We start from the raw sequence: 21,859 nt of genomic DNA, 5'->3' as shown, positions 1-21,859 counted from the left end.
CGACACCGCCGCTGCCGCCAACACCGCCGCCGACCCCGAGAACGCCACCGCAGAGACCCTGCGCGATCGCGAGATCGCGGTCGAGCAGCAGCACCTGGACCGGGTCTACCACCGTCTTGAGGAGAAGCTGGCGGAGGCCGAGTTCATCCTCAGCGACGCCAGCCGCAAGGCCTTCGTCGGCACCCCCGGCGCCCTGGCCGAACGGGACGCCCAGGTCTACCGGGCCGGACGGCACCTCCAGCGGTTGAACAACGAGTTCGAGGACTTCCTCTTCGGGCGCATCGACCTGCAGCAGCCGGACGGTCCCGAGGAGGACGGCTTCCCCTCGCAGACCCCGCTCGACCCGGCCGACCCGGCCGTCGCCGAGACCCTGCACATCGGCCGGCTCGGAGTGCTCGACACCGAGTACGGCCCGCTGGTCATCGACTGGCGCGCGCCCGCCGCCGCACCCTTCTACCGGGCCACCCCGCTGCAGCCCGGACGGGTGGTCCGGCGCCGGGTGATCCGCTCCCGGGGCCGCCGGGTCCTCGGCGTCGAGGACGACCTGCTCCGCCCCGACCTGGAGCCGGTGCTGGACGGCGAGCCGCTGGCCGTGGTCGGCGACGGCGCGCTGATGGCGACGCTGGGCCGGGCCCGCAGCCACACCATGCGGGACATCGTCTCCAGCATCCAGCAGGAGCAGGACATCGTGATCCGGGCCCAGGCGGCCGGGGCCACCCTGGTCACCGGCGGCCCCGGCACCGGCAAGACCGCCGTGGCCCTGCACCGCGCCGCCTTCCTGCTCTACCAGGACCGCCGCCGCTACGCCGGCGGCATCCTGGTGGTCAGCCCCACCCCGCTGCTGGTCTCCTACACCGAGGGCGTGCTGCCGGCGCTGGGCGAGGAGGGCCAGGTCGCGATCCGGGCCGTCGGCAGCCTGGTCGACGGCGTCGAGGCGGACAGCTACGACAGCCCCGAGGCGGCCAGGGTCAAGGGCTCCTCGCGGATGGTCGCGCTGATGCGCCGCGCCTCCCGGGCCGCGCTGGACGCTGCCGGCAGCCCCGCCGAGCTGCGGGTCAGCGCCCTGGGCGAGGTGCTGCGGCTGGACGCCAACGCGCTGCGCAACCTGCGCCGCTCGATCCTGGGCAACGGCGCCACCCCGATCAACCTGCTCCGCCCCCGGGCCCGCCGGCTGCTGCTGGACGCCCTCTGGTCCCTGCTGCTGCGCACCAGGCCCCGGACCGGCGACCGGGTCGACCGCGAGCAGCAGCAGCGCGAGCGGGAGACCTTCGACGACCACGTCGGCGACGACGACCGCTTCCTGGCGTTCCTCGACGCCTGGTGGCCCGCGCTGACCCCGCGCCGGGTGCTGGCCACCCTGCGCGACCCGCGCCAGCTGGCCAGGCAGGCGCGCGGCTCGCTGAGCCAGCAGGAGACCCGGCTGCTGGCCGCCTCCTGGCGGCATCTGGACGACACCGGCCGCGGCAGCCTGACCGCGCACGACGTGGCCCTGCTGGACGAGCTGCAGGTGCTGCTCGGGGAGGCGGCCAGGCCGCGGGCCCGCGAGGTGGACGCCGCCGACCTGCTGACCGGCCTGGACGAGGTCACCACCTTCGCCGACCGGACCCGCCGCGGCGAGCGCGAGCCGGCCGAGCGCAGCGAGTACGCCCACGTCATCGTGGACGAGGCGCAGGACCTGACGCCGATGCAGTGGCGCATGATCGGCCGCCGGGCCCGCCAGGCGACCTGGACCATCGTCGGCGACCCGGCCCAGAGCTCCTGGATCGACCCGGCCGAGGCCCAGGCCGCGATGGACGAGACGCTGGGGGCCAAGCCGCGCCGCCGCTACACCCTCACCACCAACTACCGGAACCCGGCCGAGATCGCCGAGGTCGCCGCCAGGGTGCTGGCGCAGGCGGCGCCGGGGACGGAGTCGCCGCGGGCGGTGCGCTCCACCGGGGTGCACCCGCGCTTCGTCTCGGTGGCCGCCGAGGCCGAGGTGGGCCGGGCGGCCCGGGCCGAGGTGGAGCGGCTGCTGGCCGAGGTGGACGGCACCGTGGGCATCGTGGTGCCGATGGACCGGCGCGGCGAGGCGGCCGGCTGGATCACCGGGCTCGGCGAGCGCGCGGTGGCGCTGGGCAGCCTGGAGGCCAAGGGCCTGGAGTACGACGCCACGGTGGTCGCCGACCCGTCCGGCATCGCCGGCGAGTCCGAGGCCGGCCTGCGGGTCCTCTACGTGGCGCTGACCCGGGCCACCCAGCGGCTCACCGTGCTCTCCGGACCGCTGGACCTGCCGGACGCCGCAGGCGTCCCGGCACTGCTGCACGAGTAGTCAGGAACGCCGAAGGGCTCCGCCAACTTCCGTTGGCGGAGCCCTTCCTGACGTTCTATACGACACCGACCCGCCATGCTCGCCTCGCGGCAAGTGGTCGCTCGAAGCGACTAAGGTTGGGCCCGGGGGCTTGGATCGAGCCGGTGCCGTACACCCAGACTAACAAAGCCTCCCGGGAACGCATTCCCTTCCCGCGAGAAACCTCGTGTGCCTCCACTGTGTGGAACAACATTTCCAGTTACGCGGTAGTAGGTGCGACGATCAGACCACAACGTCGGAAGTCTGATGAGCGCGCGTACGAGAGAAGGAACGTCGATGGCGACGGTGCCCAGTGTGTCGAACTCGATCACGGTCAGGATGGAGGTCCCGGCCCGCGGAAACGCTGTGAGCCAGGTCACCACCCTGGTCGAGTCCTGCGGCGGGACCGTCACCGGCCTCGACGTCACCGCCTCGGGCCTGGAGGCGCTGCGGATCGACGTGACCATCGCCGCGGCCTCGGTCGCGCATGCCGAGGAGATCGTCGACAAGCTCCGCACCATCGACGGCATCAGCATCGGCAAGGTCTCGGACCGTACCTTCCTGATGCACCTCGGCGGCAAGATCGAGATGTCCTCCAAGGTGCCGATCCGCAACCGTGACGACCTGAGCATGATCTACACCCCGGGCGTGGCCCGGGTCTGCATGGCCATCGCCGAGAACCCCGAGGACGCCCGCCGACTGACCATCAAGCGCAACAGCGTCGCCGTGGTCACCGACGGCTCCGCCGTGCTGGGGCTGGGCAACATCGGCCCCAAGGCCGCGCTGCCGGTGATGGAGGGCAAGGCCGCGCTGTTCAAGCGGTTCGCCGGCATCGACGCCTGGCCGCTCTGCCTGGACACCCAGGACAGCGACGAGATCGTCGCCATCGTCAAGGCAATCGCCCCCGGCTTCGCCGGGATCAACCTGGAGGACATCTCGGCGCCGCGCTGCTTCGAGATCGAGGCCCGGCTGCGCGAGGCCCTGGACATCCCGGTCTTCCACGACGACCAGCACGGCACCGCCATCGTGGTGCTCGCCGCGCTCACCAACGCGCTGCAGGTGGTCGGCAAGGAGATCGGCGACGTACGGGTCGTCATGTCCGGTGCCGGCGCGGCCGGTACCGCGATCCTGAAGCTGCTGCTGGACGCGGGTGTGCAGCACGCCACCGTCGCCGACGTGCACGGCGTGGTCCACGGCGGCCGGGAGGACCTCAACGACTCGCTGCGCTGGATCGCCGACAACACCAATCGCAGTGGGCGCACCGGCAGCCTCAAGGAGGCCGTCCGCGGCGCCGACGTCTTCATCGGCGTCTCCGCGCCCAACGTGCTCGACGGCGACGACATCGCCGCCATGGCCGACAACGCCATCGTGTTCGCGCTGGCCAACCCGGACCCCGAGGTCGACCCTGCGGTCGCCCGGCAGACCGCCGCGGTGGTCGCCACCGGCCGTAGCGACTTCCCCAACCAGATCAACAACGTGCTGGTCTTCCCGGGCGTCTTCCGCGGCCTGCTGGACGCCCAGAGCCGCACCGTGAACAGCGAGATGATGATCGCCGCGGCCCGCGCCCTGGCGGCCACCGTCAGCGCCGAGGAGCGCAACGCGAACTACATCGTCCCCAGCGTGTTCCACCCGGACGTCGCCAAGACCGTCGCGGCCGCCGTCCGTGACGCTGCGCACGCGGCCGGGACGGCGCAGGCCGCGTCCAACCCGGTCGGGGAGACCGGGAGCTTCCCCGCCGTACAGCTCTGAGAGGGCCTCCCGCGGGCCGTTTGGGGGCCGTTTGGGGCCATCTGGCCCCAGGGCGTACGGTAGGGCCTGCACCGGCGTGGCGCGCCTGCAGGCTTGGCGCGCCGCCCTAGAGTGTCCCGCGGGAGTCGACGAACCGTCACTGCGCGTGCTGCATGGCGCTGTTCGTGTGACCCCCGCTGGAGCCGGATTCGCTTTCCCGGCGGTGGTGGGGGCAGGATTCGTCCCAAGGCAAGAGATTTGCGCAGCCTGGGGCGTCCAGCGGAACCCCCATCGCCTGTCGGTACGACAGTCGAGGCGGCGGTCCTCCGGGGCAGCCGAGGATCGCAACGCGACAGACCACAATGGAGTACACATGAACCGCAGTGAGCTGGTGGCCGCCCTCTCCGAGCGCGCCGAGGTGACCCGCAAGGACGCCGACGCCGTCCTGGCCGCGCTCGCCGAGGTCGTCGGCGACGTCGTCGCCAAGGGTGACGAGAAGGTCACCATCCCCGGCTTCCTGACCTTCGAGCGCACCCACCGTGCCGCTCGTACCGCGCGCAACCCGCAGACCGGCGACCCGATCCAGATCGCCGCCGGCTACAGCGTGAAGGTCTCCGCGGGCTCCAAGCTCAAGGAAGCCGCCAAGGGCAAGTAAGTCCCCCTGGGCAGCCGCAGCAAGCAGCCGCCGGGTTCACCGTCCCCTCCCGGGGCCGGGGAACCCGGCGCTGTGCGTCCGGCGTCCTGCCCCCCATGGGATCAACGCGCCACGCCGCACGTCACGCCGCCCGCCGACGCCCGGCCGGGGGCCTGGCCAGGACCTCGGCGCTGATGGTGGTGGGGACGGTGGTCTCCCGGGCCACCGGCTTCATCCGGCTGGGACTCCAGGTCGCCGCGCTCGGCACCGGGCTGCTGGCGACCACCTACAACAACGCCAACACCGTTCCGGCCAGCCTCTACACCCTGCTGATCGGCGGAGCGCTCAACTCGGTCCTGGTGCCGCAGTTGGTCCGGGCCAGGGTGCAGCACCGGGACGGCGGACTGGCGCACGAGCAGCGGCTGCTGACGATGGTGCTGTGCGTACTCGCTGCCGGCACTCTGCTCGCTGTGCTGGCCGCCCCCGAGATCGCCTCGATCTACCTCCCGGACACCCCCGACCACCACGCCGCCTTCGAACTGACGGTGGTCTTCGCCCGCTTCCTGCTGCCGCAGATCCTCTTCTACGGGCTCTACGCGATCCTCGGGCAGCTGCTCAACGCCCGGAACAGGTTCGGCGCGATGATGTGGACCCCGGTGCTCAACAATCTGGTGCTGATTACGCTGTTCGGTCTCTACCTGAGCCTGATCGGCAGCTCGTCCGGGTCGACTTCGGTCACCCCGGCCGACGTCCGGCTGCTCGGCATCGGCACCACGGCCGGCATCGCGCTGCAGGCCCTGGCCCTGATCCCGTACCTGCGCGGATGCGGCTTCAGCTTCCGGCCACGCTTCGACTGGCGCGGTACGGGGCTGCGCGCGAGCATCAGCGCCGCCCGCTGGACCCTGCTGTTCGTCGCGGCCAACCTGGCGGCCGTCACCGTCGTCACCCGCTACGCCACCGCCGCGGACTCGGCGCTGCCGCACGGGGGCGTCGGCACCTCCGCCTACACCTACGCGCAGACCATCTGGCAGCTGCCGCAGTCCGTTATCACCGTCTCGCTGGTGACCGCACTGCTGCCGAGGCTCAGCCGGGCCGTCGCCGAGCAGCGTCTCGACGACGTCCGCGACGAGCTCTCCCGAGGCCTCAGGGCAACCGGGATGGTGATCGTCCCGGCCGCCTTCTTCTTCCTCGCCTTCGGCCCCGAGATCACCGCGCTGCTCCCGGGCCACGGCCCGACCCTCCCCATGGGTCGGATGCTGCAGGCCTTCGCCCTGGGGCTGATCCCGTTCTCCGCCCAGTACCTCCTGCTCCGCGGCTTCTACGCGTTCTCCGACACCAGGACCCCGTTCTGGGCCGCCCTGTGGATCTCCGGGCTGGACATCGCCCTCGCCGTCGGCTGTCACCTGCTGCTGCCGGCGCGCTGGGCGGTGACCGGGATGGCGGCCGCGTACTCGCTCTCCTACCTGGCCGGGCTGCTGCTCACCGCGACCCGGCTGCGCCGGAGGCTGGCGGGACGGCTGGACGGAAGACGGCTGTCCCGCACCTACCTGAAGCTGGTCCTCGCCGCCGGACCAGCTGCGGCTGCATCCTGGGCGGTGGTGCGGAGCCTGCACCTGGGCGCACCGGTGTCGGCGCCGGCCGGCGCATTGGCGATGGGCCCGTTGTTCCTGGCCTCGGCCTGGTTGCTGCGGCTGCCGGAGTTGCGCCTGGTACGGCGGTTCGCGCCGGGGGCCCGGGCTACCAGCGGATCCAGACCTTGAGGGGGCCGAGGGTGTCGAAGCCCTGGGTGAGGGCGGAGTCGAGGTCCTCGCCGTGTTCGTAGCCGACGACCGGCAGGCCCGGCCAGTGGCGCCCGGCGACGGCGGACGCGTCCGCCCAGGCTTCGAGCAGGCCGCGCTCGGCGGCCTCGGTGACGAAGACGTTGGAGAGCCCGACCACGCCGGCGACGGTGGCGCTGCGGTTGGCCACAGCCCCGGCCAGCACCCGTCCGTCACGGTCCCGGGCCTGCAGCACGGCAACGTCCTGCTGGTCGAGGAGTTCGGACCGGAAGATCTCGCCGTAGCCCTGCCCGCCGTCCCAGGCCGTCGCCCAGGCGGCCAGACCGTCGGCGTCGCGGACCACGGACCAGCCCGGGACGGGCCGAAATCGCTCCTCCGGTGCCCGGATGATCCACTGGGCCTCGAACAGCGGGGAGAAGCCGACCCCGGCCAGGTCCAGGCAGTCGAAGGAGTCCTTCACGGACGCGGTGGCAGGGGTCAGCTCGATCCGCGCCACCGCCTGCGCCCCGGTGGCGGCCGGGTCCAGCGTCACCACGTCCGGGTAGAGCGGAGGCGGCGTCCCGTCACTGCTCCACAACCCCCGGGCGAACGTCCCGCCCCCGGCCGGGCCCAGATCCTGACGGTGCGTCCGACACACGGCCGCGCACCATTCCGCGTTGTTCCAGGCCGCTGCCCGTATCCAGGTCCGGCGGTCGGTCGCTGTCCTGATCACCTGTTCGAGTCAACCAGCGGGACCGCCGGTTGGCAAAGCATTATGGCTACTCCGCCTCGCCCGGGAGCTCCACATGTGCGCCCAGGGCCCGCAGCTTCTCCATGAAGTTCTCGTAGCCGCGGTTGATCAGGTCGATGCCGTGGACCTTGGAGGTGCCCTGTGCGGCCAGCGCCGCGATCAGGTAGGAGAAGCCGCCGCGGAGGTCGGGGATGACGAGTTCGCCGCCCTGGAGCTTGGAGGGGCCGGAGACCACCGCGGAGTGGAGGAAGTTGCGCTGGCCGAAGCGGCAGGGGGTGCTGCCCAGGCACTCGCGGTAGAGCTGGATGTGGGCGCCCATCTGGTTGAGCGCCGAGGTGAAGCCGAGGCGGGACTCGTACACCGTCTCGTGGACGATGGAGAGGCCGTCGGCCTGGGTGAGCGCCACCACCAGGGGCTGCTGCCAGTCGGTCTGGAAGCCGGGGTGGACGTCGGTCTCCAGGGCGATGGCGTTGAGCTCGCCGCCCGGGTGCCAGAAGCGGATGCCCTCGTCGTCCACCTCGAAGGCGCCGCCGACCTTCCGGAAGGTGTTGAGGAAGGTCATCATCTCCAGCTGGCGCGCGCCGTGGACGTAGATGTTGCCGCCGGTGGCCAGGGCCGCGCAGGCCCAGGAGGCGGACTCCAGGCGGTCCGGCAGAGCGCGGTGGTTGTAGCCGGTGAGCCGGTCCACGCCGGTGACCAGGATGGTGCGGTCGGTCCCCATGGAGATGATCGCGCCCATCTTCTGCAGCACGCAGATGAGGTCGACGATCTCCGGCTCGATCGCCGCGTTGCGCAGCTCGGTGACGCCCTCCGCCAGCACCGCGGTGAGCAGCACCTGCTCGGTCGCGCCGACCGAGGGGTAGGGCAGCTCGATCTTGGTGCCGCGGAGCCGCTGCGGCGCGGTGAGCACGGTGCCCTGCGGGTGCTTCTCGATGACCGCGCCGAACTGCCGCAGCACGTCGAAGTGGAAGTCGACCGGACGGCCGCCGATGTCGCAGCCGCCGAGGCCGGGGATGAAGGCGTGGCCGAGTCGGTGCAGCAGCGGGCCGCAGAACAGGATCGGGATCCGCGAGCTGCCGGCGTGCGCGTCGATGTCGGCGACGTTGGCGCTCTCGACATGGGTGGGGTCCAGGATCAACTCACCGGGCTCGTCCCCCTCGTGCACCAGCACCCCGTGCAGCTGCAGCAGCCCCCGGACGACCTTGACGTCGCGGATGTCGGGGACGTTGCGGAGCCGACTGGGTTCGTGTCCGAGCAGCGCGGCCACCATGGCCTTCGGCACGAGGTTCTTCGCGCCGCGGACACGGATCTCGCCCTCGAGCGGGTTGCCGCCGTGGACAAGCAGGACATCGTCGGTCATGTTCTCGCGATCCAGGGAGGTGAGGAGTGGTTCGGGACGGTGCGGAGAGACCGGGCTGCACAGGTGGGCTTCTTGTACGTGTGCCTGTGAGTTGATGCCGGTCCGTCACCCCAGGAGATGTTAATCCGGATGGCCCTGGTTCCCCAGCGGCGCCTGTCCTTGGTATGGCGGCGTTAAACCGCAGGTCGGTATCAAAGAATGTGTCGAACGCCACATGGACAACGGCTGGAGCCGGTCGGTTCGGCTCGGCCCGCCTCGGCTCGCGGAGCTGACCGCGCATCAGCCCGGGCGTCCGCCGGCGGCGAATTCGTTGCCCGCCCGCCTGGACTGCGGGATCATGTCGACCATGACCGAGGCCGTCTCACTCGCGGGCAGGCTGCTCGTGGCGACGCCCGCGCTCACCGATCCGAACTTCGACCGCGCCGTGGTGCTGCTGCTCGACCACGACGAGGAGGGCACCCTCGGGGTGGTGCTGAACCGGCCGACCCCGGTGGACGTGGAATCCGTGCTGGAGCCCTGGGCCGAGCTGGCGGGCGTCCCCGCGGTGGTCTTCCAGGGCGGCCCGGTCGCGCTGGACTCGGCGCTGGCCCTCGCGGTGGTCCCGGGGGACCAGCCGATCGAGGAGCTGCTGGGCTGGCGCCGGGTGCACGGTGCGATCGGCCTGGTCGACCTGGAGGCCCCGCCGGAACTGCTGGCCTCGGAGCTGGGCTCGCTGCGGGTCTTCGCCGGGTACGCGGGCTGGGGTCCGGGGCAGTTGGAGGACGAACTCCTCGAGGGCGCCTGGTACGTCGTCGAGTCGGAACCCGGGGACGTGTCGGTTCCCGACCCCGGACGGCTGTGGCGGGCGGTGCTGCGACGGCAGCGCGGGGAGCTGGCGATGGTGGCGACCTATCCGGACGACCCTTCGATGAACTAGGGGACGGTTCTAGACTGGTCTGCTATGAGCACCCTTGAACCTGAACCCGAGCGTGTAGGCGGCCTTGGCACCCTCGTCGAGCCGGTACCGCAGACGTCCCACGGGGACGGCGACCACGAGCGCTTCGCGCACTACGTGAAGCGCGACAAGATCATGGACAGCGCGCTGTCCGGGTCCCCGGTGGTCGCGCTGTGCGGCAAGGTCTGGGTACCCGGGCGTGACCCGAAGAAGTACCCCGTCTGTCCGATGTGCAAGGAGATCTTCGAGGGGCTTGACGGGGGCGGGGACAAGGACAAGAAGTAGGGCGCAGCGGGGGCGGGGTCTGGTTCGGTCGGCGCTCTACCTTGGCGCGGGGCCGGCCGCGCAGTTCCCCGCGCCCCTGGCGGGGCCGGCCCGAAGTTTGGTCTGGACCAATGGGCGTGGGCGGGGCAGGATGATTCGTCATGGACCTCATACCTGCCCCGGTCAGCTTTGGCGCCGATGCCGATCAGTTCTTCCCGCTCGACGCCGGTACCGGGCTGGACGGCGGTCCCGGTACCGAGGGCGTGCAGCGCTGGCTGCGGGACACCGTCGGGGCGGCCACCGGACTGCCGCTGTCGTCGGGGCCCGGCGCGGCCGGGATCGCACTGGCCCTGGCGCCGGAGGAGCTCGAACCGGAGGCGTACCGCCTGCGGGTGTCGGCCACCGGGGTCGTGCTCACCGGTGGCGGCCCGGCCGGGCTGTTCTGGGGGGCGCAGACGCTGCGCCAGCTGCTGGGCGCCGAGGCCTTCCGGCGCGCCCCGCTGAAGCGCGAGGGCTGGCGGCTGCCCTGCCTGACCGTCGAGGACGCCCCCCGCTTCGGCTGGCGCGGGGTGCTGCTGGACGTCTCCCGGCACTTCCTGCCCAAGGCGGACGTGCTGCGCTACCTCGACCTGCTCGCGGCGCACAAGCTCAATGTGCTGCATCTGCACCTCACCGACGACCAGGGTTGGCGCGTCGAGATCAAGCGCTACCCGAAGCTGACCGAGGTCGGCGGCTGGCGCGACCGGTCCATGGTCGGCTACCGCTCCGCGGGGAACCGGGACAACCGTCCGCACGGCGGCTTCTACACCCAGGACGACCTGCGCGAGATCGTCGCCTACGCCGCCGAGCGGCAGATCACCGTCGTCCCCGAGATCGACATCCCCGGCCACGCCCAGGCAGCCATCGCCGCCTACCCCGAGCTGGGGAACCACGACGTCGTCGACACCGCCGCCCTGTCCACCTGGACGGACTGGGGGGTCAACGCCAATGTGCTGAACGTCGAGGACGGCACGCTGCGCTTCTACGAGAACGTCCTGGACGAGGTGCTGGAGATCTTCCCGTCCCGCTTCGTCCACCTGGGCGGCGACGAGTGCCCCAAGGAGCAGTGGAAGGCCAGCCCCTCCGCCCAGGCCCGGATCAAGGAGCAGGAGCTGGCCGACGAGGACGAGCTGCAGAGCTGGTTCCTGCGGCACTTCGACAGCTGGCTGGCCGCGCGCGGGCGTCGCCTGATCGGGTGGGACGAGATCCTCGAAGGGGGGCTCGCCCCCGGCGCCGCGGTCTCGTCCTGGCGCGGCTACGCGGGCGGCGTCGCCGCGGCCAAGGCCGGCCACGACGTGGTGATGTGCCCGGAGCAGTACGTCTACCTGGACCACCGGCAGGCCCCCGGCGACGACGAGCCGGCCCCGGTGGGCTGGGTGCGCACCCTGGAGGACGTCTACCGGTTCGAGCCGCTGCCCCCGGCGCTGCGTCAGGACCCGGAGGCCGCCGCCCATGTGATCGGGACTCAGGCCAACCTCTGGACCGAGTTCATGGACGACGTCCGCGAGGTGGACTACCACGCCTTCCCCAGGCTGGCGGCATTCGCCGAGGTCGCCTGGTCACGGCTGCCGCAGGAGCCGGCCGAGCGGGACTGGGCCGGGTTCGACGCCCGGATGGCCGTCCACCGCGCCCGGTTGGACGCGCTCGGGGTGGAGTACCGCCCGGAGGACGGCCCGCGGCCGTGGCAGCGGCGGCCCGGGGTGGCGGGGCGTCCGATCGAGGGCGCGCCGCCGGAGGCGTGACCGGGTCAGGGTGGGGCAGAGCGGTGCAGAGTGTGTCAGTGCGGAGTCGAACACCGAAGGATTGGAGCAATAAAAGGCATCAATTCGGGCAATAAGGGCGACTGGTGGGCTCCTTCGGCTGTCACCACGCGGTCGGGGGAGCGGGAGGGTGCGCCAGCCACCCGTTTGCACGTACCGTACGGGCGCAAGCTCTAAAAAAGCAGCGGCGTGTGCGGAACCCGAGCACGGTGGGACACAGGTGAACCAAACGATCATGCTCCCGGCCTCGCTGGACGAGGCCGTCACGGCGCTGGCGGCCTCCCCGGCGGCCGTCCCCGTGGCCGGCGGGACCGACCTCATGGGGGCGGTCAACGCAGGTCTGCTGCGCCCGATGGCGCTGATCGGCCTGGGGCGGATCAACGAGCTGCGCGGTTGGCAGTACCAGGACGGCACCGCCCAACTGGGTGCCGGTCTGACCCACGCCCGGATGGGCCGGCCCGACTTCGCGGCACTGATGCCCGCACTGGCCGAGGCCGCCCGCAGCGCCGGACCGCCGCAGGTGCGCAACGCCGGCACGCTGGGCGGCAACATCGTCACCGCCGACCCGGCCGGGGACACCCTGCCGGTGCTGGCCGCGCTGGAGGCCACGGTCACCCTGGTCGGCCCGGAGGGCGGCCGCGAGGTTCCGGTCAGCCATCTGCTCACCGGCCTGGACCCGATGCGCGGCGGCGAACTCCTCGGCTACGTCCGGGTACCGCTGCTGCACGCACCCCAGGTGTTCCTCAAGGCGACCGGGCGCACCGGCCCGTCCCGGGCCGTCGCCTCCGTCGCCCTGGTGCTCGACCCCGGTCGGCGCGCGGTGCGCTGCGCGGTCGGCGCGGTCGCCCCGGTGCCGCTGCGGCCGCTGGAGGCCGAGCAGTGGGTCTCGGGCTGCATCGACTGGGACGGCGACCGGGCCATAGACCCCGCGGCGGCAGCGGCCTTCGGCGAGTACGTTGCCGCGGCCTGCGTGCCCGAACCGCAGCCGGCGGGACTGCCGGACAGCCAGCCGGACGGGATGGAAGGGGGCCCGGCCGCGGCGGCGGCACGACTCCGTCGTACCGTTTCCGTACTGGCCCGCCGCGCACTCGGGAGGGCGTTGAAGTGACGGACGCTGTGACGACCAACGCTGTGACATCCAATGCCGTGACGTCCCCCTACGGCACCGACCCGCAGGAGCCGGGCTCCGAGCTGTCCGGCTTCGGCGGCGCGGACGGATCTCCGCGGGTCTCCTACCTGCTGCGGGTCAACGGGGTCGACCGCCCGGTGAACGGCGCCTGGATCGGCGAGAGCCTGCTGTACGTGCTGCGCGAGCGGCTCGGCCTGGCCGGCGCCAAGGGCGGCTGCGACCAGGGCGAGTGCGGAGCCTGCTCGGTGCAGCTGGACGGGCAGCTGACCGCGGCCTGCCTGGTCCCGGCAGCCCTGGCGGCCGACAGCGAGATCCGCACCGTCGAGGGGCTGGCCGCCGACGGCAGCGCCTCCGACGTGCAGCGGGCCTTGGCCGAGAGCGGTGCGGTGCAGTGCGGCTACTGCATCCCCGGCATGGCGATGGCCGTCCACGACCTGCTGGAGCGCAACCACCAGCCGACCGAGCTGCAGGCCCGGGAGGCGCTGTGCGGCAACCTGTGCCGCTGCACCGGGTACCAGGGCGCGCTGGCCGCGATCGAGAAGGTGGCCCAGTCCCGGGCCGAGGCGGCGGAAGCCGCGGAGGCGGCCGCTGAGGCAGCGGCGGAGGCGGCGGACGCGGCCGATGCGGCCGGCCCCGGGGAGCAGGCCGAGACGGCCGACGCAGCCGACCCGGACAGCCTGGCCGACGACAGCCTGGCCGACGACCTCGCGGGCGAGCAGTTCGGCCGGGACGAGTACCCGGGCGACGGGTACCCGGTGGACGAGTACCCGGTCTACTCCGACGTGGAGATCCCCGGCCAGCAGCAGGGCGAGGCCCAGCACATCGACCACCACCACCCCGACCACCACCACCCCGAGCCGCAGGCGGACCCGCTGTTCGGGCCGATGGACGGGCTGAACACCGAGCAGCCGCCCGCCGAGCAGCAGTACGCCTACCCGGTCTACGCCCAGCAGCCGCAGCCCGAGCCCTACCAGGCCGGCTTCCAGCCGCAGGCGTACCCGCAGGCCGAGTACCCGCTGCCGGGCACGCAGCCGCCCGGCGCGCCCGAGGGCGCCGAGCCCGGCGTCTACGTCCTGCCGCATCAGGGCACGCACCAGGGCACGCACCAGAACACCCACGCGCCGGAGGCCGGAGCATGACCCTGCCCTCCAGCTCCGGCGACGACAACAACCTGACCGCACCGGGCCCCGGCGTCCGGCAGGGCGATCCGGGCAGCGCCACCGGCGCGGCCCTGGGCGGGGGCACCGCCACGGCCGCGACCACCACCGCCACCACGGTCGGTGGCGGCACGCTCACCCAGCCGCGGATCCCCGCGCAGGTCGCCGAGCGCGGCGAGGGCGCCGACGGGACCGAGGCCGCCGAGCCGGTCGGACTCGGCACCTCGCCGATCCGCGCCGACGCGCTGGCGAAGGCCATGGGGACGTTCCCCTACGCCGCCGACCTCTGGGCCGAGGGCCTGCTCTGGGGCGCGGTCGCGCGTTCGCCGTACGCCCACGCCCGGATCCTCTCCATCGACTACGGCCCGGCCCTGGCGATCCCCGGGGTGTACGCCGTGGTCACCGCCGCCGACCTGCGGCTCGGCCCGACCGGGCAGCCGGACGGCGCGCCCAGCGGACCGATCGTGCAGGACCGCCCGGTGTTTGCCGCCGACGTGGTGCGGCACTTCGGCGAGCCGGTCGCGGCCGTCGCCGCCGACCACCCCGACACCGCCCGCCTCGCCGCCGCCGCGATCACCGTCGCCTACGAGCCGCTGGAGCCGCTGACCGACCCGGAGGCGGCGTTCACCGCCCCGCCGATCCACCCCGACGGCAACCTCTTCCGGCACCAGCCGGTGCGCTTCGGCGACCCCGAGGTGGTCGGCGACGTCGTCGTCGAGGGCCTCTACAAGGTCGGCCGGCAGGACCCCGCCCCGATCGGCGCCGAGGCCGGCCTCGCCGTGCCGCGCCCGGACGGCGGCGTGGAACTGCATGTCGCCAGCACCGACCCGCACGGCGACCGGGACCGCGCCGCGCACTGCCTCGGCCTGGAGCCCGACCGGGTCCGACTGGTCGTCAGCGGCGTCCCCGGCGCCACCGCGGACCGGGAGGACGTCGGTTTCCAGGTCGCCCTGGGGCTGCTGGCGATCCGCACTGGGCATCCGGTGAAGATGGCGCTGACCAGGGAGGAGTCCTTCCTGACGCACCCTCACCGGCACCCGGCGCTGCTCCGCTACCGGCACCACGCCGACGCCGAGGGCCGGCTGCTCAAGGTCGAGGCCCAGCTGCTGCTGGACGGCGGCGCCTACGCCGAGGTGTCCAGCGAGGCACTGGCGGCGGCCGCGGCGATGGCCGCGGGCCCCTATGTGGTCCCGCACGTCTTCGTGGACGCCTGGGCGGTGCGCACCAACAACCCGCCGGCCGGGCGGATGCGCGGCGAGGGCTCGCTGCAGACCTGCTTCGCCTACGAGTCCCAGCTGGACCGGCTGGCCGCGGCGCTGGACCTGGACCGGTTGGAGATTCGTCGACGCAACGCCATGTCGACCGGCGACCTGCTGCCCACCGGCCAGGCCGTCACCTGCCCGGCCCCGGTCAGCGAGCTGCTGGACGCGCTGGCCGCCGAGCCGCTGCCGCCGCTGCCGGTGGACCAGCCCGACGACGAGTGGCTGCTGCCCGGCGGCCCCGGCGGCGCGGGCGACCCGGCCGCGGTGCGGCGCGGCATCGGCTACGCCGTCGGCATGGTGCACATCCTGGGCGCCGAGGGCGCGGACGAGGTCTCCACGGCCTCGGTACGGGTCAGCGGCTCGCAGGCCTCGGTGATGTGCACGGCCGTGGACACCGGCACCGGCTTCTCCACCCTGGCCCGGCAGATCGTCCAGGACGTGCTGGGCATCACCGACGTCTACATCGCGCCGGTGGACACCGACCAGCCCCCGGCCGGTCCGTCCGCGCGCGGACGGCAGACCTGGGTCTCCGGCGGCGCGGTCGAGCGTGCGGCGCTGATGGTGCGGCACCAGCTGCTGCAGCCGCTGGCGATGCAGTTCGGGATGTCGCCGGAGCTGCTCACCATCAGCGACGGCAAGATCACCTCCTACGACGGGGTGCTGGGCATGCCGGTGCTCCAGGCCCTGGAGGGCAAGGACCTGTGGGCCACGGCGCAGTGCCGCCCGCACCCCACCGAGCCGCTGGACTCGGAGACCGGGCAGGGCGACGCCTTCGTCGGCCTGGCCTTCTGCGCGATGCGCGCCGTGGTGGACGTGGACGTGGAGCTGGGCACGGTCCGGGTGGTGGAACTGGCGGTGGCCCAGGACGTGGGCCGGGCGCTCAACCCCGAGCAGATCGAGGCCAGGATCGAGGCCGGTGCCACCCAGGGTCTCGGCCTGGCGCTGATGGAGGACCTGGTCAGCGAGGGCGGTCGGATCTCCAACGCCTCCTTCACCCGGTACCGGCTGCCCACCTCCCTGGACGCCCCCGCGATCAGGGTGGTGGCCCTGCTGGAGGAGCGCGACGTGGTCGCTCCCTTCGGCGCCAAGGCCGTCGGCGCGGCCCCGGCCACGGTCGCCCCGGCGGCGGTCGCCGCGGCGGTCAGGGCGGCCACCGGGCGGCAGGTCAACCGGCTGCCGATACCGGCGGAGGACGTCGCCCTCTGACAGGTGACTTCGCACCTGAGGGCGTGGGTCTCCGGTCGGCCAGGCCGGTCATTGTGCGATGAGGCCAGTCAGGTGCCGTGCCTCGCGCGTCGCACCTATGCGCTCCAGCGCTGTGATCGCTTCGGGCACGTGCGCATCGCGCGCGAAGGTCCGGGTGACTTCGCGTAGGTCGCAGATCTGTGCAAGTGCCGTCCTGACCAGGTGCATAGCCGGATCGTTTGTCAGTTCGCGCTCGGCCACACGTACGGCCTGCGCGAGAACGACCCACTGCACGCTGTCCCGCGCCGAGGACAGATTGAGTCGGATGGCTTCTGCGAGTGTGCGGGCGCCTTCCTCCCGCTGTTCGGAGGCGAGCAGGAGGCGGGCCTTGCGCTGCAGGGCGGTGAACCGGGCGGCGCCGACGCCTGCGATGTACGTGTCACTCCTGCGCCATCCGGCGACATCCTGCTCGAGTCTTCGATCGATAGTGGCGATCTCCTCGGGTATGTTCAGGTCCCGCAGGGTCGTCGGCGCCCTGCCCACCACCTCCGAGCTGCGGAAGGCGGGGTCCATCGGTTCGACGTCGTAGACAGCCCAGCCGTCGAGCAGGAGGTCGAGCGCGTTGTGCATGACCCAGTTCGGATTCCGGTAGTACTGATTGAGCTGGAACCGTCGGTAGGTCAGGTTCGTCCAGTCCGCCACCAGGAGCAGGATGGCGCTGTTCGCATCGACCTCCACGGTGATCTCGACGTCCACGGCCTCCTGCGTCGCTGGAAACCTGACCGTGCCGATCTCGACATCCTCGTCCGCCGTCTTCGACTTCTCGATGACAGGGATGACGACCTCCTCCCCCGGACCGCCCACGAACCGGAACCAATCGCTGCGTTTCGTCGGAATGGTGGTCAGGCGCTCCAAGACGACATGGGTCCTGGCATGCGAGTCCGGCGCTTTCCTCACCCGCCGTTCAAGGTAGGTAGCCTGGTCCGGTGCCTTGTGCGACGGGGCGGTGGCGTCCGAGCAGACGACCCCGATGCCGCGGTGGCTGAGGTCGAGCAGTAGCGGGACTGCCCCCTCCCGCGCGCTGCGGGCGCCTGCGAGTAGAGAGGAGTAGAGCGCCAGCCCGTATGCCACGGCGAAGTCCTGGTAGGCGGTGACGAACTCGACGCCGTCGAGCATGTCCTCAAGGGCCTCGCGCACGGTGAAGATCTTCCCGCCCTGGCCGCTGAGCAGCACCACGCCGACGGGTCCGCGGTCGCTGTCGTCCATGGCCGTTCTCACGATCTTTGCGAACCTCTCCGTGAGACCACGGCAGACCTCCCGGAACTCGGAGCGGTCGACCGTGAGGCTGAACGTCAGCACCTGCGGTCCGACCTCAATGTTCTGCAGCGAGGCCACGGCCGTCTCGTGGTCGGTAAGTACTTCCTTGGTGCGTTCCGCCTCACGCAGGATCCGGGCCTCCAATTCGGAGTCCAGTGCCACCGCGGGATTCCAGGCGAGCAGCCGCTCCTTGAAGACCTCGGCGAGGGCGATGTCGAAGTCAAGGCCGCCGAGATGGTTGTCGCCGAAGACGGAGATGATCTCGTGGACGTTGTCGCCGACTTCCGCGACCGCCACGTCGAGCGTCCCGCCGCCCAGATCGACCACGAGGGCGACGCCCTCCCACTCCGGGCGGTCGAGGTGCAGTAGCACGCAGGCGATGTTGGGCTCTCCCACCATCCGGTGCACACGCAGCCCGGTGAGTTCGAACGCCCGCAGCAGGCTGTTGGCCTGGCTGATGCTGAAATTCGCCGGATAGGCGATCATCGCCTCTGCCGGAAGCCGGCCGAGCACATCCTCGGCGTTGGTGCGCAGGCTCCTGATCACCAGTGAGGACAGCAGTTCGGCAGAGAGTTCCTTTCCATCAAGTTGGAAGGCGTATCCGGTCCCCAGCCGCCGCTTGACCGACCGGGCCGTGCGGCCCGGGCTGTAGCGATCGAGGTCCACCGCGCGCGAGCCCACCAGGTAGTCCAGGTCCGACACGAAGGTGATCACCGAAGGAACCAGACGGCGTCCGTCACCGGCCGGGATGAAGTGGACTTTCGAGTCGTCGTCCGCCACGGCGATGACCGAGTTGGTGGTCCCGAAGTCGATGGCAAAGAGCGCTCGGTCAGGGATCACGGCGTTGACGGCTCGGCTGACGGAGCGTTGCCGAAGCTCCTGGCCCACGCTCGCCGAGGCCCGCCACTCGTTCCGCTTGCGCGGTGACACGATCTCCAGTTCGGCGAGGGCCAGCGGTTCCACCCGCGAGTAGGGCTGCTGGGTCGGCTTCTCGAACTCCCTGGCCAGCTTGGGGACACAATGCGTGAGATAGGAGTCGAGGTCGGCGACGGTGACGCATCTGCCCTCGTCACTCAGGGCCCGGCAGAGGGCCTCAGAGAAGATACCGGACTGCAGCCGGGCGCTCTCGTAGGAGGTCGACTCCGGGGCACAGGAGCAGAAGGACACCATGCCCGGCGGGCAGAGGCGCTCGACATGAACCTTCGCTGGGGCGCCGAAGGTCTTGCCACCGCCGAGGGGCGTCCTGCAGGCGTCGAGCAGTAGCACGACATGCTTGGCCCCGGTCGCCCTAAGCATGCGCGCCAGGAGCTCGAACTCGAGGCTGGTGTGTTCGAGTTCCGAGGTGATCGAGTCCCTGGTGATCAGGTAGTCACTGCCGTCCGAGCTCGAGTGAAAGCCGTGTCCGCTGAAAAAGAAGAAAAGGCGGTCGATCTGCGCGCCGCTGGACTTGGCCAGGGCGGACAGGGTACGGATCACGTTGTGGCGGGTGGGTAGTTGGCCCGGAGGCAGTCCGTCGGCGAAAGTGAGCACCGCCTCCGGCGCCACATCGACTGAGGCGGTGAAGGCGTCGCCGACGCGCATCGCGTCGAGGTGGGCGAATCTGAGGTTCGCGATGTCCTCATCCTCGTAGTACGAGCAGCCGACGATCACTGCCACGTTCAAGACGAGGGCCCGACCTTCTTCTGGAAGATCAGCTTCATGCCCCCGCTGATCTCTGTGGAAGTGGCCCCGACGAGGCGGACCTCACCCTTGGCTGTGACCTGTACTTGTACCTCCAGCCCGGTCAGCTCAAGGGCGTCCGACGCCGTGGATGCCTGTTCGAACACCTTGCCCACGTACTGGCACAGGTGCGCTACGCTCAGGGCCAGTGTGTCGGAGCTGATGCGGGTTACCTGGGTCACAGCCGCCCGCGTGCGCGAGAATACGGACTTCTCGCCCTCCTCGGCGTCAAACTCGACGGTGATCACGGGCAGCTGTGTCGGGTCGGTCATGGGCTCCCCTGCGCTCATTCCAAGCCACTACGAGCAGCAATGTTCCGCTGTGATGCGAGCCTACGCGTGCGACTGGTCGGCCCGTGGTCGCTTCGCCTGATTACCCGCTCCCGACCCGATGCGGCACCAGTCCGCATCGGCCGCAGCGTATCAAGGAAAATAACGGGCCGATCACGGCGGAACGCTCAGGCGCAGCTCATAGCTCTCTCACAAATCCGCCGCAGGGTGGTGGACGACGGACCGAGGTCCGCACCATTCGAGCGAAGGGAGCAGCGTGATGGCACGGAAGGCAGGTCGTACCCCCGAAGCCGCGCGCAAGGGGGCGAACAGAACCACGGCGGTGAGCGCCGGCGTGGCGGTGGTGAGCGTGGCGGGGACGCTGGCGCTCATGGCGTCGATGCCGGCCAGTTCGACCACGGCGAGCACGAGCACCGCAAGCACCAGCACGACGACGACCACGACGCCGACCCCCACTGCGTCGGCGTCGTCCTCGTCGTCCGCAGCCTCGACGTCGACCTCGTCCGGTACGAGCGCGTTGTCCACGCCCAGCTCCAGCCCGACCGCGAGCAAGACCAGCGCGGCGAGCTCCAGCACCACTTCGAGCTCCAGCAGCAGCTCCCACTCCACCTCGGGCGGCTCCTGATGACCGCCGCCGCCGACTGGCGCGCCCTCGGCTGTGCCGTCCGGCTGGTGGTCACCGACCCGCTCCGGCTGGACGACTGCCGTGACGCGCTGGCGCACTGGCTCGACGAGGTCGACGCCGCCTGCAGCCGCTTCCGCGACGACTCCCACCTGGTCGGCCTGAACACCGCGGCCGGCTACGCCGACGGGCACCCGGTCCCGGTGGTCCCGCTGCTCGCCGAGGCCCTGGCCGCCGCGCTCCGGGCGGCCGAGCTCACCGACGGCGACGTCGACCCCACCGTCGGCTCGGCGATGGCTGCCATCGGCTACGACCGCGACTTCCAGCTGGTCGAACGCGACGGCCGGCCGGTGCGGCTGCTGGTTCGGCCGGTGCCGGGCTGGCGCAAGGTCGTGCTGGACCCGGACGCCTGCACCGTCGCCATGCCCCCGGGCGTGGAGCTCGACCTCGGCGCCACCGCCAAGGCCTGGGCCGCGGACCGGGCCGCCGCCCGGCTCGCCGCCGACGCCGGCTGCGGCGTCCTGGTCAGCCTGGGCGGCGACACCGCCGTGGCCGGGAGCGCCCCCGAGGGCGGCTGGCGAATACGGGTCCAGGACGCCACCGGACCCGTCGACGCGGCCGCCGAGGGCCCGCACGCGCTGGTCACCATCCGCGACGGCGGCCTGGCCAGCTCGGGCATCAGCGCCCGGCGCTGGCGGCGCGGCAGCCGTCCGATGCACCACCTGGTCGACCCGCGCACCGGCCTTCCGGCGGAGACGCCCTGGCGCACCGTCAGCGTCGCGGCCGGCACCTGCCTGGACGCCAACACCGCCAGCACCGCCGCGATGGTGCGCGGCACCTCGGCCCCGCAGTGGCTGGCCGACCACCGCCTCCCGGCCCGGCTGGTCGCCGCCGACGGCACCGTCACCGCGGTGGCCGACTGGCCCGCCGAGGCGGAAGTGCAGCAGGAGGTGGCGGCATGAGTTCGTCCTCCCCCGTGCTCTGGTACGCGGGACAGGCCACCGGCGTGGTCTCGCTGGTGCTGTTCTCCGCGGTCACCGTGCTGGGTGTGACGGTGCAGATGAGGGGTCGGCTCCCGGGCCTGCCCCGGTTCGGCACGGTCACCCTGCACCGCACCCTCTCCATGCTGGCGATGGTGTTCCTGGCGATCCACATCGTCACCGCCGTCGCCGACTCCTACGTCAACATCAGCCTGGTCGACAGCGTGGTGCCGTTCGTCAGCGACTTCCAGCCGCTCTGGCTCGGCCTGGGCACGGTCGGCTTCGACCTGCTGCTCGCCGTGATCGTCACCAGCGTGCTGCGGGCCAGGATCGGGCACCGGGTCTGGCGCGCGGTGCACTGGCTGGCCTACGCGTCCTGGCCGGTGGCCGTGGTGCACGGGCTCACGCTGGGCTCCGGCACCGGTGGGATGGCCTCCGGCGTGGCCCTGTGGCTGACCGTGGTCTGCGTGGCCGCCGTCCTGGCCGCCGTCGCGGTACGGATCCGGGTGGCGCTGCGGCCCTCGGCGCCGGACACCCCGGCCGCGCTGCTGGCGCGCTCCGAATCGGTCGACGCCGCGCACCGCACCGCGGCTGCCGCCCCGGCCCGCGAGTACGCCGACACCCGGAAGGGAGCCTGACGGC

At 71.9% G+C, this 21,859-nt stretch carries 17 protein-coding genes; 12 read left to right on the top strand and 5 right to left on the bottom strand.

Annotated features, from left to right (window positions below; translation table 11 throughout):
- Positions 1–58: 58 nt before the first annotated feature.
- From IF29_RS0128145 to murJ, 4 genes are all read left to right on the top strand, one after another.
- On the top strand, positions 59–2,311 hold the full coding sequence (locus IF29_RS0128145) for a HelD family protein (protein WP_030260609.1): 2,253 nt from the start codon (positions 59–61) through the stop codon (positions 2,309–2,311).
- Between the two features lie 315 nt (positions 2,312–2,626).
- Complete coding sequence (locus IF29_RS0128140; protein WP_030260607.1) at positions 2,627–4,078, top strand: NAD-dependent malic enzyme; 1,452 nt, start codon at positions 2,627–2,629, stop codon at positions 4,076–4,078.
- Positions 4,079–4,430: 352 nt separating this feature from the next.
- A complete protein-coding gene (locus IF29_RS0128135; protein ID WP_030260605.1) occupies positions 4,431–4,712 on the top strand; it encodes an HU family DNA-binding protein in 282 nt (93 codons plus the stop codon).
- A gap of 95 nt (positions 4,713–4,807) precedes the next feature.
- A complete protein-coding gene (gene murJ / locus IF29_RS0128130) occupies positions 4,808–6,451 on the top strand; it encodes a murein biosynthesis integral membrane protein MurJ (RefSeq protein ID WP_084715099.1) in 1,644 nt (547 codons plus the stop codon).
- Here murJ and IF29_RS0128125 read toward each other — a convergent pair.
- Both IF29_RS0128125 and murA read right to left on the bottom strand, forming a co-directional pair.
- Positions 6,429–7,181, bottom strand: coding sequence for a hypothetical protein (locus tag IF29_RS0128125; protein ID WP_232242532.1), 753 nt, complete (start codon positions 7,179–7,181; stop codon positions 6,429–6,431). The genes murJ and IF29_RS0128125 overlap by 23 nt on opposite strands.
- A 46-nt stretch (positions 7,182–7,227) precedes the next feature.
- Positions 7,228–8,559 (bottom strand): UDP-N-acetylglucosamine 1-carboxyvinyltransferase, encoded by a 1,332-nt coding sequence (gene murA, locus IF29_RS0128120; RefSeq protein ID WP_030260598.1) that lies wholly within the window; start codon positions 8,557–8,559, stop codon positions 7,228–7,230.
- 337 nt (positions 8,560–8,896) lie between these two features.
- On the opposite strand from murA, the gene IF29_RS0128115 reads away from it, so the two are divergent.
- The 6 genes from IF29_RS0128115 to IF29_RS0128090 all read left to right on the top strand — a co-directional run bounded on the left by IF29_RS0128115 (position 8,897) and on the right by IF29_RS0128090 (position 16,310).
- The gene (locus IF29_RS0128115) at positions 8,897–9,475 is read left to right on the top strand and encodes a YqgE/AlgH family protein (protein ID WP_030260594.1); all 579 of its coding nucleotides are present in this window, start codon (positions 8,897–8,899) and stop codon (positions 9,473–9,475) included.
- Positions 9,476–9,499: 24 nt separating this feature from the next.
- On the top strand, positions 9,500–9,778 hold the full coding sequence (locus tag IF29_RS0128110) for a DUF3039 domain-containing protein (protein WP_030260591.1): 279 nt from the start codon (positions 9,500–9,502) through the stop codon (positions 9,776–9,778).
- Between the two features lie 140 nt (positions 9,779–9,918).
- The gene (locus tag IF29_RS0128105; protein ID WP_030260590.1) at positions 9,919–11,538 is read left to right on the top strand and encodes a beta-N-acetylhexosaminidase; all 1,620 of its coding nucleotides are present in this window, start codon (positions 9,919–9,921) and stop codon (positions 11,536–11,538) included.
- Positions 11,539–11,791: 253 nt separating this feature from the next.
- Positions 11,792–12,664 (top strand): FAD binding domain-containing protein, encoded by an 873-nt coding sequence (locus tag IF29_RS0128100; protein WP_084715097.1) that lies wholly within the window; start codon positions 11,792–11,794, stop codon positions 12,662–12,664.
- A gap of 38 nt (positions 12,665–12,702) precedes the next feature.
- Positions 12,703–13,824, top strand: a complete 1,122-nt coding sequence (locus IF29_RS49080; RefSeq protein WP_380520402.1) for a (2Fe-2S)-binding protein — start codon at positions 12,703–12,705, stop codon at positions 13,822–13,824.
- 92 nt (positions 13,825–13,916) lie between these two features.
- Positions 13,917–16,310, top strand: a complete 2,394-nt coding sequence (locus tag IF29_RS0128090; RefSeq protein WP_037596980.1) for a xanthine dehydrogenase family protein molybdopterin-binding subunit — start codon at positions 13,917–13,919, stop codon at positions 16,308–16,310.
- Between the two features lie 48 nt (positions 16,311–16,358).
- Here the strand turns inward: IF29_RS0128090 and IF29_RS0128085 are convergent, their stop codons facing one another.
- The 3 genes from IF29_RS0128085 to IF29_RS0128075 form a co-directional block, all read right to left on the bottom strand.
- Positions 16,359–19,262 carry an Hsp70 family protein gene (locus IF29_RS0128085; RefSeq protein ID WP_030260581.1) on the bottom strand — a complete coding sequence of 968 codons (2,904 nt, stop codon included), beginning with the start codon at positions 19,260–19,262 and terminating at the stop codon, positions 16,359–16,361.
- A 2-nt stretch (positions 19,263–19,264) separates the two neighbouring features.
- Entirely contained in the window at positions 19,265–19,597 is a 333-nt protein-coding gene (locus tag IF29_RS0128080; RefSeq protein WP_030260579.1) for a Pepco domain-containing protein, read from the bottom strand.
- 207 nt (positions 19,598–19,804) lie between these two features.
- Entirely contained in the window at positions 19,805–20,224 is a 420-nt protein-coding gene (locus tag IF29_RS0128075) for a hypothetical protein (RefSeq protein WP_030260577.1), read from the bottom strand.
- Positions 20,225–20,239: 15 nt separating this feature from the next.
- On the opposite strand from IF29_RS0128075, the gene IF29_RS0128070 reads away from it, so the two are divergent.
- Positions 20,240–21,199: an FAD:protein FMN transferase gene (locus tag IF29_RS0128070; RefSeq protein WP_030260575.1), complete on the top strand. Its 960-nt coding sequence runs from the start codon at positions 20,240–20,242 to the stop codon at positions 21,197–21,199.
- Positions 21,196–21,855: a ferric reductase-like transmembrane domain-containing protein gene (locus tag IF29_RS0128065; protein ID WP_063757625.1), complete on the top strand. Its 660-nt coding sequence runs from the start codon at positions 21,196–21,198 to the stop codon at positions 21,853–21,855. The genes IF29_RS0128070 and IF29_RS0128065 overlap by 4 nt, the downstream gene beginning before the upstream one ends.
- Positions 21,856–21,859 lie beyond the last annotated feature (4 nt).

It is taken from the genome of Streptacidiphilus jeojiense (assembly GCF_000719095.1).
In the GTDB taxonomy this organism is placed as follows: domain Bacteria; phylum Actinomycetota; class Actinomycetes; order Streptomycetales; family Streptomycetaceae; genus Streptacidiphilus; species Streptacidiphilus jeojiensis.
The sequence above is the reverse complement of the archived record's forward strand: the minus strand, read 5'-3'. Positions and strand labels throughout refer to the sequence as shown.

What these genes read in the sequence shown, in the direction of transcription:
- IF29_RS0128140 (WP_030260607.1), top strand. Translation starts at nt 2,627, where the DNA reads ATGGCGACGGTGCCCAGTGTGTCGAACTCGATCACGGTCAGGATGGAG.
- IF29_RS0128135 (WP_030260605.1), top strand. Translation starts at nt 4,431, where the DNA reads ATGAACCGCAGTGAGCTGGTGGCCGCCCTCTCCGAGCGCGCCGAGGTG.
- murJ (WP_084715099.1), top strand. Translation starts at nt 4,808, where the DNA reads ATGGGATCAACGCGCCACGCCGCACGTCACGCCGCCCGCCGACGCCCG.
- murA (WP_030260598.1), bottom strand. Translation starts at nt 8,559, where the DNA reads ATGACCGACGATGTCCTGCTTGTCCACGGCGGCAACCCGCTCGAGGGC.
- IF29_RS0128115 (WP_030260594.1), top strand. Translation starts at nt 8,897, where the DNA reads ATGTCGACCATGACCGAGGCCGTCTCACTCGCGGGCAGGCTGCTCGTG.
- IF29_RS0128110 (WP_030260591.1), top strand. Translation starts at nt 9,500, where the DNA reads ATGAGCACCCTTGAACCTGAACCCGAGCGTGTAGGCGGCCTTGGCACC.
- IF29_RS0128105 (WP_030260590.1), top strand. Translation starts at nt 9,919, where the DNA reads ATGGACCTCATACCTGCCCCGGTCAGCTTTGGCGCCGATGCCGATCAG.
- IF29_RS0128100 (WP_084715097.1), top strand. Translation starts at nt 11,792, where the DNA reads ATGCTCCCGGCCTCGCTGGACGAGGCCGTCACGGCGCTGGCGGCCTCC.
- IF29_RS0128080 (WP_030260579.1), bottom strand. Translation starts at nt 19,597, where the DNA reads ATGACCGACCCGACACAGCTGCCCGTGATCACCGTCGAGTTTGACGCC.
- IF29_RS0128070 (WP_030260575.1), top strand. Translation starts at nt 20,240, where the DNA reads ATGACCGCCGCCGCCGACTGGCGCGCCCTCGGCTGTGCCGTCCGGCTG.
- IF29_RS0128065 (WP_063757625.1), top strand. Translation starts at nt 21,196, where the DNA reads ATGAGTTCGTCCTCCCCCGTGCTCTGGTACGCGGGACAGGCCACCGGC.